Source organism: Paracoccus sp. (in: a-proteobacteria), assembly GCF_046289755.1.
Taxonomy (GTDB): Bacteria; Pseudomonadota; Alphaproteobacteria; order Rhodobacterales; family Rhodobacteraceae; genus Paracoccus.
The window spans coordinates 25,299-37,227 of the sequence record NZ_JBKBVD010000037.1 but is presented as its reverse complement, the minus strand read 5'-3'; the positions used below and the strand labels follow the sequence as shown (position 1 = coordinate 37,227).

Sequence of the window (11,929 nt, the reverse complement as noted above, 5' to 3'; positions counted from 1 at the left end):
GATCGTGCGCGAGATCGACAAGCAGCCGTTCATCGACGCCATGGCGCCGGTCTACGAGAAATACGCGACCTCGCCCGAGGCGCAGGATCTGGTCGAGCGCATCCGCGCAACCGAATAAGCCATGCGGGCCGTCCCTGCCGGGGCGGCCCCTTTTGTTCAGGGGGGCGCGATGCGCAATGCCATGATCGGACTGGCACGGCTGACCGGCGCGGTTGCGAAGCTGGGGCTGTGGCTTGCAGGCATCGGGCTGGTTCTGATGACTGCCTTTGTTTTTGCGCAGGTCTTTTCGCGCTACATCATCGGCACCAGCCTGTTCTGGGCCGAGCCTGCGGCGGTGATGCTGATGGGCTGGTTCATCTTCATCGGCGCGGCAGTCGGCGTCAAAGAGGGCTATCACCTCTCGTTCGACGTGGGCCTGATGGTGGTGCCCGAAAGCTGGCGCCCGTGGTTTCACACCCTGTCCGACGTGGTCGTGACCGGCTTTGGCGCGGGCATGGTCTGGTTCGGCTGGCAACTGGCCGTCCGCGCCTCGACCGGCCTCGTGCCGGGCCTGGGGATTTCCAGGATGTGGGATTTCGCGCCGGTGATCGGCGGTGGCGTGCTGCTGATCCTGTTCTCGGTCGAGCGGATCCTGCGCCGCGCGGCGGGGCTGAAAACAATGCGCTTTGGTGACATGGACGATGCCGCCGACGGCGTGCGCGACGCGCAGGGCGAGCCGGGCCGCGCCCGCGAAATGCTCGACGACAGGAAGGGCTGAGGGCGATGGAATACTGGATTCTTTTCGGCAGTTTCGTGGGGCTGTTGCTGATCGGCACCCCGGTCGCCTTTTGCCTCGGCGTGTCAAGCTTCGCGACCGTTCTCTATCTGGGCCTGCCGCCGGTGGTGGTGTTCCAGCGCCTCAACAGCGGCATTTCCGTGTTCGCGCTGATGGCGATCCCGTTCTTTATCTTTGCGGGCGACCTGATGGTGCGCGGCGACATCGCGCGGCGGCTGGTGGCGCTGGCAGGCGCGCTGGTCGGCCATATGCGCGGCGGTCTGGGGCAGGTGAACATCATGGCATCGCTGATGTTCGGCGGCGTCTCGGGCTCGGCTGCGGCCGATGCCAGCGCGGTCGGCGGGCTGATGGTGCCGCAGATGAAGGCCAAGGGCTATGACGTTGATTATGCAGTCAACATCACGGTCGTCAGTTCCATCATCGCGCTGATGATCCCGCCCAGCCACAATATGATCATCTATTCCATCGCCGCCGGAGGCCGCCTGTCCATCGCCGACCTGTTCACCGCAGGCATCGTGCCCGGCCTGCTGCTGGCCTTCTCGCTGATGTGCGCCGCATGGTGGGTCGCCCGCAAAAAGGGCTACCCGACCGAGCCGTTCCCCGGCCTGCGCATGCTGGGCGTGCTGTTCGTCTCGGCCCTGCCCGGCCTGATCCTGATCGCGATCATCTTCGGCGGCGTCCGTTCGGGCATCTTCACCGCCTCCGAAAGCAGCAATATCGCGGTGGTCTATGCGCTGCTGATCACGGCGCTGGTCTATCGCAGCCTGCCGTGGAGCGAGTTTGTCGAGGCTACCAAGGGCGCCGTCCGCACCACCGCCATGGTGCTGCTGGTGATCGGCTGTGCCGCCTGTTTCGGCTGGCTGCTGGCCTATCTGCGGGTGCCGACCCAGCTGGTCGATCTGCTGCAAAGCGTGTCGAACAATCCCATCGTGATCCTGCTGCTGATGAACATCATCCTGCTGATCCTGGGCACCTTCATGGACATGTCGCCGCTGATCGTCATCACCACGCCGATCTTTCTGCCCGTCGCCATGGCCTTTGGTGTCGATCCGGTGCATTTCGGGGTCATCCTGATCCTGAACCTTGGCATCGGCCTGTGCACGCCCCCGGTCGGTGCGGTGCTGTTCGTCGGCTGCGCCGTGGGCCGCATCAGCATCTGGCAGGCGATGCGCACGATCTGGCCGTTCTACGGCGCCGCTTTTGCCACGCTGATGCTGGTCACCTATGTGCCCGCGCTGTCGCTGTGGCTGCCCTCGATGTTTCGCTGAAAGGACCCCCTGATGACCGATCCCGTCCGCACCGTGCTGGCCCATGCGCCCGACCTGATGGTCGTCCGCTTTGCCTTTGCCACCGGCGACAGCGGCGCGCTGCACAGCCATCCGCATGTCCAGTCGACCTATGTGCAATCGGGCCGCTTCCGGTTCACCATAGACGACCGCGAATTCGAGGTCGGACCCGGCGACGCCTTCATTATCCCATCGGGCGCCACCCATGGCTGCCTGTGTCTTGAGGGGGGCGCGTTGATCGACAACTTCACCCCTCGCCGCGACGATTTTCTCTGAAAGGACTTCCCCATGACCACCCAAGTCGAAACCCGCCACGCGATCCATCCCGATCATGCCTGTGCGATGGACACCGAAACGCTGCGCGAGCATTTTCTGGCCGAGGGGCTGTTTCAGGATGGCGAAATCCGGCTGGTCTATACCCATTACGACCGCTTTGTCGTCGGTGGCGCCGTGCCTGCGGGCGCCGCGCTGACCCTTGACCAGATCGAGGAAACCAAGACCCCCAGCTTCCTTGACCGCCGCGAGATGGGCATCGTCAATATCGGCGGGCCGGGCCGGGTCGAGGCTGCGGGCGAAGGCTGGGATATGGCCCAAGGCGACGTGCTCTATCTGGGCATGGGCGCGGGTGCCGTGACCTTCTCGGGCGAGGGGCGGTTCTACATCACCTCGGCCCCCGCGCATCGCGCGCTGCCGCATCGTCTGGTCACCGTGGCCGAGGCGAAAGAGGTCAAGATGGGCGCGACCGAGACCTCGAACAAGCGCACCATCAAGCAGTTCATCCACCCGCTGGTGATGGAATCCTGCCAGCTGGTGCTGGGCTATACCACGCTGGAGGACGGCTCGGTCTGGAACACCATTCCCAGCCATATCCACGACCGCCGGATGGAGGCTTACCTCTATCACGGGATGGAGCCGCAATCGCGCGTGCTGCACCTGATGGGCGAGCCGCAGGAAACCCGCCACATCTTCGTGGCCAACGAACAGGCCGTGCTGTCGCCGCCCTGGTCGATCCATTCGGGCGCAGGCATCGGCAGCTATACCTTCATCTGGGCGATGGCCGGAGACAATGTCGATTACACCGACATGGACTTCATCCAGCCGGAGGATCTGCGTTGAGCGCCTTTTCACTGACGGGCCGCACCGCCCTTGTGACCGGCGCCAATACCGGCATCGGGCAGGCCATCGCCGTGGCGCTGGCGCAGGCGGGGGCCGAGGTGATCGCCTCTGGCCGCCGCGACTGCGACGAGACGCTGGCGCTGATGGGGCAGGTCGCTGACAAGCCGGGGCGTTCGCTGAAGCTGGACTTTGCCGATCCGATGGCCGCGCGCGATGTCTTCGCGTCGGAACGGATCGACATTCTGGTCAACAACGCGGGCATCATCCGCCGCGACGATGCCGTCGATTTCTCGGAAGCCGACTGGGACGCGGTGATGGACGTGAACGCCAAGGCGCTGTTCTTCACCTGTCAGGCATTTGCGCGGGCGGCCCTGCCGCGCGGCATGGGCAAGATCGTCAATATCGCGTCCCTGCTGTCGTTTCAGGGGGGCATCCGCGTGCCCTCCTATACCGCGTCCAAGCACAGCGTGGCCGGTCTGACCAAGCTGATGGCGAATGAATGGGCCGCGCGCGGCCTGAACATCAACGCCATTGCGCCCGGCTATATCGAGACCAACAACACCGAGGCCCTGCGCGCCGATCCCGACCGCTCGCGCGCGATCCTTGACCGGATCCCCGCAGGCCGCTGGGGCCGCCCCGAGGACATCGCCCAGACGGCGGTGTTCCTGGCCGCGCCCGCGTCGGATTACATCAACGGCGCGATCCTGAACGTCGATGGAGGCTGGCTTGCCCGCTAGATTGCACCACACCCCGTCCACCGCCCCCGCAGGCATCGTCCATCTGGGCCTCGGCGCGTTCTTCCGCGCGCATGGGGCCATCTACGTGTCCGAGGCCATGGCGGCCTCGGGCGGCGACTGGGGGATCATCGGCGTCTCGCTGCAATCGCCCGGCACCCGCGACCGGCTGCAGCCGCAGGGCTGGGCCTATACCGCGCTGGAACTGGGACCGCAGGGCGAGACGGCGCAGGTCGTCACCGTGCTGCGCGACGTGCTGGTCGCGCCCGAGAACCCGCAGGCCGTGCTGGACGCCATGGCCGCGCCTTCGGTGAATATCGTCAGCCTGACGGTCACTGAAAAGGGTTATTGCCACGAGCCCTCGACAGGGCGTCTGAACGCGTCCCATCCCGACATCGTGCATGATCTGGCCAACCCGCTGCCCAAATCGGCGCCGGGCTTTCTGGTCCGGGCGTTGCAGGCGCGCCGCAAGGCGGGCATCGCGCCCTTCACCGTGCTCTGCTGCGACAACCTTCCCGAGAATGGCAAAGTCGTGCGCGGCGTCGTGCTGGATCTGGCCCGGCTGATTGACCCCGCCCTTGCCGACTGGATCGAGGCCGAGGGCGCATTCCCCTCGACCATGGTCGACCGCATCGTGCCCGCCACCACCCCCGCCGATCTGGACCGGCTGGAGGGGCTGGCAGGCCACCGCGACGAGGCGCCGGTGATGCACGAGCCGTTCCGTCAATGGGTGGTCGAGGATGATTTCGTGGGCGGCGCGCGCCCCGACCTGTGTACGGTCGGTGTACAGCTTGTGACCGACGTGACGCCCTATGAGCATATGAAGCTGCGGATGCTGAACGGCACCCATTCCAGCCTCGCCTATCTGGGCTATCTGGCGGGCCATGAGACGATTGCCGAGGTCGCCGCCGACCCGGTCTTTGCCCGCTTCGCCGACCGGCTGTGGAAGTCCGAAATCATCCCGGCGCTGACCCCGCCTCCGGGTGAGGATCTGGCAGCTTATGCCGATGCGCTGGCCGCGCGCTATGCCAACCCCGCGATCCGGCACCGGACCTGGCAGATCGCCATGGATGGCAGCCAGAAGCTGCCGCAGCGCATCCTTGGCACGATTGCCGAGGGTCGGGCGGCGGGCCGCGCGGTGCCGGGGCTGACTTTGGCCGTGGCGGCATGGATGCGCTATGCCTCCGGGCGCGATGAGGCCGGCGCGGCGATCGAGGTCAAGGACCCGCTGGCCCCGCAACTGGCCGCCCTGTGGCGCGATGACCCCGCCGAGACGGTGGCCGGTTTTCTGGCGCTGGCGCAGGTCTTTCCGCCCGAATTGCGGGGCGATCAGGGCTTTGCCGCCGATCTGACCGCCGCCCTGTCGCGGCTGCTGGCCGATGGCGCGCGCGCGGCTGCGGGCGATGTCTGAGCCGCTGGTCCTCAACCCCGCCGACACGGTCGCGATCCTGACCGCGCGCGGCGTGGCCCCTGCCGGGCACAAGATCGCCCGGCAGGCCATGGCCGAGGGTGAGGCGGTGGTGAAATACGGCCAGATCATCGGCTATGCCACGCAGGCGATCGCCGGGGGCGAACATGTCCACAGCCACAACTGCGCCTTCGGCGCCCATGACCGCGACTATCACCCCGGCGCCGGGCTGGCCGCGGCCCAAGCCGCGCTGGAGGCCCGTCGCGGGCCGGATCTGATCTTTCAGGGCTATCATCGCCCCGGCGGGCAGGTCGGCACGCGCAACTTCATCGCGCTGGTGGCGACGGTCAACTGCTCGGCCACGGTGATCCGCCGCGCGGCCGAGGAACTGCGCATCGAGGGCGCGCTGGAGGGCTATCCCCATGTTGACGGGGTGGCGGCCTTTGCCCATGGCAGCGGCTGCGGCATGGCCGATAGCGGGCCGGGCTGGCAGGCGCTGCAACGCGTGCTGACCGGCCATGCAGGCCATGCCAATGTCGGCGCAGCGCTGTTCGTGGGGCTGGGTTGCGAGGTGATGCAGATCGCGCGCATGAAACAGGAGCTGGGTGAGGCCGCGCGGTTCCACGGTCTGACCATTCAGGACAGCGGCGGCACCCGCGCCACGATCGCGGCGATCAAGGACCGCGTCCGCCAGATGCTGCCGCAGGTGAACGCCGCCCGCCGCGCGCCTGCCCCGGCCAGTGCGCTGCGGATCGGGCTGCAATGCGGCGGCTCGGACGGGTTTTCGGGCATCACCGCCAATCCGGCGCTGGGGGTGGCCTGCGACATTCTGGCCGCCGCCGGGGCATCCGTGGTGCTGTCCGAGACGCCCGAGATCCACGGCGCCGAGCGGCTGTTGCTGGACCGCGCCGCCAGCCCGGACATCGCCGAGCGGCTGCTGGAGCGGCTGCGCTGGTGGGAGGGCTATGCGGCGGCCAACGGCGCCTCGCTGGACAACAACCCCAGCCCCGGCAACAAGGCGGGCGGGCTGACCACGATCCTTGAGAAATCGCTTGGCGCCGTCGCCAAGGCTGGCGCCACGCCTTTGAACGCGGTGCTGGAATACGGTGAGCCGGTCACCGCGCCGGGGCTGAATTTCATGGACACGCCGGGCTATGATCCGGTCTCGGCCACCGGCCAGATCGCCGGGGGGGCGCAGCTGATCGTGTTCACCACCGGGCGCGGATCGGCCTTTGGCTCGAAACCCGCGCCGACGATCAAGCTGGCCACGAATGACCGGCTGTGGGCGGCCATGCCCGATGACATGGACCTGAATTGCGGCGACATCATGTCGGGGGTCACGGTCGAGGAGAAGGGGCACGAGATTGTCGGGCTGATCCTGCGTGTGGCCTCGGGTCAGGTGACCTGCAGCGAGGGGCTGGGGCTGGGCGACAATGAGTTCGTGCCCTGGCAGATCGGTGCCGTGCTCTGACATCTGCGGCGCTCTGATCCGGGAGGGCGGAGGGGGGCGCTGCCCCCCATCGCGCTCTGCGCGATTCCCCCCGGGATATTTTCGTGAAGAAGAGGGGTCAGAGGGCGGCGCGCACCAGGGCGCCGGGGTGGCGGATGACCCGGCGGCTGAGGGCGTGGCCTGCGCGGATCGCCCCGGCGCAGGGCTGGCCTGACAGGCGGGCGGCCAGATAGGCCGCGTTGAAGCTGTCGCCCGCCGCGGTCGTGTCGACCGGGGTGTCCGGGGTCAGGTCGTCGATGCGGCCCTGACCGTCGCTGCCCGCGAACTGCATCGGGCCGCCGCCGTTCTTGACCACGACATGGCCCGCGCCCTGATCCAGATAGCGCGCGATGGTGGCGGCAAGGTCGGCATCGCCAAAATGGACGGCCTCATCGTCAAAGCTGGGCAGGATCAGGTCGGCATGGGCCGCAGCCTGATGGATGGCCGCGCGCATGGTGTCCGCATCCGGCCAGAGGCGCGGGCGCAGGTTGGGGTCGAAGGCGATGCTGGTGCCGCGCGCGCGGGCAGCGGCCAGCGCGGCCAGCAGGCGGGCGCGCCCCTCGGGTGGCAGGATCGCCAGCGTGATGCCCGACAGATAGGCCATGCTGCAGCCCGCCAGCGCGGTGTCCAGCAGGGCCTGATCGTCGGCCAGCCGCCGGGCTGCGGACATGTCGCGCCAGTAGGAAAAGCTGCGCTCGCCATCGCGCAGGCTGATGGCGTAGAGGCCGATCTCGCGGTCGGGCTCGCGCGTGATATGGGCCGTGTCGATGCCCTCGGCAGCCATGAAATCCAGCGCCTTTTGCGAGAACTCGCCCATGCCCACGCGGGTGAGGTAGCCGACCTGCGCAGCCTCGTTCAGGAGCCTGCGCAGATACCAGGCCGTGTTCAGCGTGTCGCCCGCGATGCCGAGGCGCCACAGGTCGGGCTGGTCGGCGGCGGACATCTCGACCATCGCCTCGCCGATGCACAGCACGCGGGTCATGGCCGGACCATGGCGGCGGGGCTGTGGCGCGGGGTGTCAGTCGGGGCTGTCATGGCGGTCGGTCCTTTGGGTGGAGCGTCAGTCGGTGAAATAGTCGGGATGGGCTTTGGCCATCAGCGGCAGTTCGGTCAGCATCTGGCGCAGATGGGTGCGGATCGCCGTCTCGGCACCGTCGGCGTCGCCCGCCAGCAGGGCGTCCAGAATGGCGCGGTGCTGGGCGATGGTCTCCGAGCGGTCGAAGACGCGCATGGCCAGATGGCGCAGGCGGTTCATCTGGGCCTTGAGCCGGTCGAGATCCTGCCAGACCGCCGGATGGCCCGCGGCCTCGGCCATGGCGCGGTGAAAGAGGTCGTCGGCCTGAATGAAGCCGGGCACATCGCCTGCCGCATGGGCGCGGTCCTGCGCGTCAAGCTGGGCCTCCATCGCCGACAGATCGGGCCGGGTGGTGGCGACGATGCGGGCCAGATCGGCCTCGACAGCCTCGCGGATCAGGCGCGCCGACAGCACCGCCTGCACCGAGATGCAGCCGATATAGGTGCCGCGCTGGGGGCGGATCTCGGCCAGTCCTTCGGCGGCGAGGCGGATGAAGGCCTCGCGCACCGGCTGGCGTGACAGACCGACCTGTGCCGCGATCTCGGTTTCCGACAGGCGGGACCCCGGCAGAAGATCGCCGCGCAGGACGCAGCCGTAAAGCCAGTCATGGACCTGTTGGGCGGTCGAGGCAGAGCGGGTCGTGATCATGCGGCATTTTTATACCATACTTCCATACCAATCAAGTGGGCGTGACTGCGTTCCTCAGCCGATCTGCCCCCGCGCACCCTGTGCCTGGCCCAGCCCGACCCATGCGCTGTTGGCGCGGCTGGAGGCGATGCAGGCGGTGATAAAACGCATCCCCTCAAGCCCGCAAGTCAGCCCCGGCAGATGGGGCGGCATCACGCCCGTCCCGATCGCGGTGGCGGCATCGGCATAGATCGAGGCGAAGGCTTCCAGATAGCCTTCGGGATGGCCCGAGGGCACGCGCGCCTCGCCCGCGAAACCCGGCCCGCCGCGGGTCAGGATCTGCGGCGGCTGATCCAGCCGGGTCAGCAGCAGGCGGTTGGGATCGGCATGCGACCAGTCCAGCCCGGCCTGATCGCCCATGACGCGCAGGCGGACCTCGTTGTCGGACCCTGCCGCGACCTGACTGGCCCAGAGCATCCCGCGCGCGCCGCCGGCAAGGCGCAACATCACATGGGCGTTGTCATCGACGCGGCGGCCATCGACGAAGGTGGACAGGTCCGCCGCGACCGCCTCGATCGGCAGGGCCGACACATAGCGCGCCAGATGGGCGGCATGGGTGCCGATGTCGGCGATGGCCCCGCCCTCGCCCGATTGCGCGGGATCGGCGCGCCAGTCGGCCTGTTTGCTGCGCGCCGGACGGGCCAGCCAGTCCTGCGCATATTCGACCTGCACCAGACGGATGCGGCCAAGCGCGCCTTCGGCCACCAGCCGCCGCGCCTCGCGGATCATCGGATAGCCGGCATAGGTATGGGTCAGGATCAGCAGCGCGTCCGAGCCCTGCGCGACGCGGACCAGTTCCTCGGCCTGTTCCAGCGTCGCGGTCAGGGGCTTGTCGCAGATGACATGGATGCCCGCCTCAAGAAAGGCGCGGGCCACCGGCATGTGCAGGTGGTTGGGCGTCACGATGGCCACGGCGCGGATGCCGTCGGGGCGGGCGGCCTCGGCCCGCGCCATTTCCCGGTAATCACTATAGCTGCGGTCCAGCCCGATGGCCTCGGCCGAGGCCCGCGCCCGCTCCGGGTCCGAGGACAGCGCACCCGCGACCAGCGCAAAGCGGTCGTCGATGCGGGCGGCGATGCGGTGGACCGCGCCGATAAAGGCGCCCTGCCCGCCGCCCACCATGCCGAGGGGAATGCGTGTCATCATCTATTCCAGTCCCAGCATCCGGCGCAGCGCGGCCCGGTCAGGCGTGGCCCCACCCGCAAAATCGTCGAATGCGGTTTCGGTCGGCTGGATCAGGTGATCCTGGATGAAGGGCGCGCCCTCGGCGGCGCCCTGCGCGGCCGATTTCAGGCAGCATTCCCATTCCAGCACCGCCCATCCGCGATAGCCCGCCTGCGTCAGCCGCGAGAACACGCCCTTGAAATCGACCTGCCCGTCGCCCAGAGACCGGAACCGGCCCGCGCGGTCCGTCCAGCTGTTAAAGCCCGAATAGACCCCCTGCCGGGCCGAGGGCCGGAATTCGGCATCCTTGACATGGAACGCCTTGATGCGGTCGGCATAGAGGTCGATGAAGCCCAGATAATCCATCTGTTGCAGCAGGAAATGCGACGGATCGTAGTTGATCGCCGCCCGCGCGTGATGGCCGGTCGCCTCGACGAACCGCTCGAAGCTGGCGCCGTCCATCAGATCCTCGCCGGGATGCAGCTCATAGGCGTAATCGACGCCCAGATCCTCATGCGCGTCCAGAATCGGGCGCCAGCGGCGGGCCAGCTCGGCAAAGGCCGCGTCGATCAGACCTTCGGGGCGCTGCGGCCATGGATAGAGGTAAGGCCATGCCAGCGCCCCGGAAAAGCCCACCTGCACATCAAGGCCCAGATGGCGCGAGGCGCGGGCGCCCTTGATGACCTGATCCGCCGCCCAGTCCGACTGCGCCTGCGGCTTGCCGCGCAGTTCGGGCGGCGCGAACCCGTCGAATTGCGGCGCATAGGCCGGATGCACGGCGACCAGCTGGCCCTGCATATGGGTCGACAGCTCGGTGATCCCGACGCCTGCATCGGCGCAGATGCCCGCGATCTCGTCGCAGTAATCGCGCGATGCGGCGGCCCGGTCCAGGTCGATAAAGCGCGGGTCACAGGGCAGCTGGATTCCGCGATAGCCCAGATCGGCGGCCCAACGGGCGATGCCCGGCAGGCTGTCAAACGGCGCGGCATCGCCCGCGAATTGCGCCAGAAAGATGGCGGGGCCCTTGATGCCCCGTTGTGTGAGGTCGGTCATGGTCGTCCTTTCAGGCCAGCAGGGCGGCGGCAGCGGTGGGGTCCAGCGCCTCGGGGCGCGCGCAGCTGGACGACAGGGTGATGAACCGCCCCTCATCGCCCGAGGCAAGGATCGCGGTCATCACCTCGACCACATGCAGCGCCAGCTGGTCGTTGCAGCGATGCGGGCGCCCCTCGGCAATCGCCTGCGCCATATCGGCCAGACCGGCGGCGCGGTAATCGGCGACGCGGGTGCCGTGGTCCGTCTCGCGGTTGGGCGGCCCCAGCGGGTGATCCCATGCGGGCAGTGCGGCGGCATCGGCGCGGCGGGTCAGCCGCACCTCGCCGTCAAAGAAATTCGGGTCGGGCAGATGCAGCGTGCCCTCGCTGCCATACAGCGCCATGGGCGCCAGATCGTGCTGCCAGACATCCCAGCTGGACTGAAAGCTGATGACCGCGCCCTGCGCGAATTCCAGCAGGGCGTGAACCGTGGTGGGGGTCTCGACCGGGATCTGCTGGCCCTTGCGCGCCGCCGATCCGATGGTGCGGGTCGGGCTGGGGGTGGTGCTGACCGCACCCACCCGCGCCACCGGCCCCAGCAACTGCACGAGGTTCGAGATGTAATAGGGCCCCAGATCAAGGATCGGCCCGCCGCCTTTCAGGAAGAAGAAATCCGGGTTGGGATGCCAGCTTTCCATGCCGCTGCTCATCACCGCGCAGCTGCCCGAGGTGACGCGGCCAATCGCGCCCGTGTCGATCAGGTGGCGGGCCTGCTGGTGGCTGGTGCCCAGAAACGTGTCGGGCGCCGAGCCGATGCGCAGACCGCGTTCTGCCGCGATGCGCGCCAGCTCGCGCCCCTCGTCCAGCGTCAGCACATAGGGCTTTTCGGAATAGACATGCTTGCCCGCCTCCAGCGCCGCTTTCGAGATGGCGAAATGCGCCGCCGGGATGGTCAGGTTCACGATCAGGTCGATGTCGTCGCTGGCCAGCAGCGCATCCACGCTGCGGGCCTCGATGCCATGTTCTGCGGCGCGCGCCCCGGCGGCGGCAGGGTTCACATCGGCGACCGCGACAAAGCGGATGCCCCGGAAATGCGGCGCCCGCATCAGATACGAGGCCGAGATATTGCCGGCCCCGATCAGGCCCAGTTTCAGCTCGCTCATG

At 68.1% G+C, this 11,929-nt stretch carries 12 protein-coding genes; 7 read left to right on the top strand and 5 right to left on the bottom strand.

Features of this window, described 5'->3' with window-relative positions:
• The first annotated feature begins 169 nt into the window (after positions 1-169).
• The 7 genes from ACK41U_RS13720 to ACK41U_RS13690 are packed head-to-tail and all read left to right on the top strand — an operon-like array spanning position 170 to position 6,790.
• On the top strand, positions 170-757 hold the full coding sequence (locus tag ACK41U_RS13720) for a TRAP transporter small permease (protein WP_409681231.1): 588 nt from the start codon (positions 170-172) through the stop codon (positions 755-757).
• Between the two features lie 5 nt (positions 758-762).
• Positions 763-2,043: a TRAP transporter large permease gene (locus ACK41U_RS13715; RefSeq protein WP_409681229.1), complete on the top strand. Its 1,281-nt coding sequence runs from the start codon at positions 763-765 to the stop codon at positions 2,041-2,043.
• A 12-nt stretch (positions 2,044-2,055) separates the two neighbouring features.
• Positions 2,056-2,337: a cupin domain-containing protein gene (locus ACK41U_RS13710; protein ID WP_409681227.1), complete on the top strand. Its 282-nt coding sequence runs from the start codon at positions 2,056-2,058 to the stop codon at positions 2,335-2,337.
• A gap of 12 nt (positions 2,338-2,349) precedes the next feature.
• Positions 2,350-3,177 (top strand): 5-dehydro-4-deoxy-D-glucuronate isomerase, encoded by an 828-nt coding sequence (gene kduI, locus ACK41U_RS13705; protein WP_409681225.1) that lies wholly within the window; start codon positions 2,350-2,352, stop codon positions 3,175-3,177.
• On the top strand, positions 3,174-3,914 hold the full coding sequence (gene kduD / locus ACK41U_RS13700) for a 2-dehydro-3-deoxy-D-gluconate 5-dehydrogenase KduD (protein ID WP_409681224.1): 741 nt from the start codon (positions 3,174-3,176) through the stop codon (positions 3,912-3,914). The genes kduI and kduD overlap by 4 nt, the downstream gene beginning before the upstream one ends.
• On the top strand, positions 3,892-5,322 hold the full coding sequence (locus ACK41U_RS13695) for a mannitol dehydrogenase family protein (protein ID WP_409681222.1): 1,431 nt from the start codon (positions 3,892-3,894) through the stop codon (positions 5,320-5,322). The genes kduD and ACK41U_RS13695 overlap by 23 nt, the downstream gene beginning before the upstream one ends.
• Complete coding sequence (locus ACK41U_RS13690) at positions 5,315-6,790, top strand: UxaA family hydrolase (protein WP_409681220.1); 1,476 nt, start codon at positions 5,315-5,317, stop codon at positions 6,788-6,790. Before ACK41U_RS13695 ends, ACK41U_RS13690 begins: the two co-directional genes overlap by 8 nt.
• 97 nt (positions 6,791-6,887) lie before the next feature.
• Here ACK41U_RS13690 and ACK41U_RS13685 read toward each other — a convergent pair whose 3' ends face one another.
• From ACK41U_RS13685 to ACK41U_RS13665, 5 genes are all read right to left on the bottom strand, one after another.
• Positions 6,888-7,790 carry a sugar kinase gene (locus tag ACK41U_RS13685; protein ID WP_409681218.1) on the bottom strand — a complete coding sequence of 301 codons (903 nt, stop codon included), beginning with the start codon at positions 7,788-7,790 and terminating at the stop codon, positions 6,888-6,890.
• Positions 7,791-7,868: 78 nt separating this feature from the next.
• The gene (locus ACK41U_RS13680) at positions 7,869-8,531 is read right to left on the bottom strand and encodes a GntR family transcriptional regulator (protein WP_409681216.1); all 663 of its coding nucleotides are present in this window, start codon (positions 8,529-8,531) and stop codon (positions 7,869-7,871) included.
• A 54-nt stretch (positions 8,532-8,585) separates the two neighbouring features.
• Positions 8,586-9,713: a Gfo/Idh/MocA family protein gene (locus ACK41U_RS13675; protein ID WP_409681214.1), complete on the bottom strand. Its 1,128-nt coding sequence runs from the start codon at positions 9,711-9,713 to the stop codon at positions 8,586-8,588.
• Between the two features lie 3 nt (positions 9,714-9,716).
• Positions 9,717-10,787: a sugar phosphate isomerase/epimerase family protein gene (locus ACK41U_RS13670; protein ID WP_409681212.1), complete on the bottom strand. Its 1,071-nt coding sequence runs from the start codon at positions 10,785-10,787 to the stop codon at positions 9,717-9,719.
• Between the two features lie 10 nt (positions 10,788-10,797).
• On the bottom strand, positions 10,798-11,928 hold the full coding sequence (locus ACK41U_RS13665) for a Gfo/Idh/MocA family protein (RefSeq protein ID WP_409681210.1): 1,131 nt from the start codon (positions 11,926-11,928) through the stop codon (positions 10,798-10,800).
• Position 11,929: the final 1 nt, after the last annotated feature.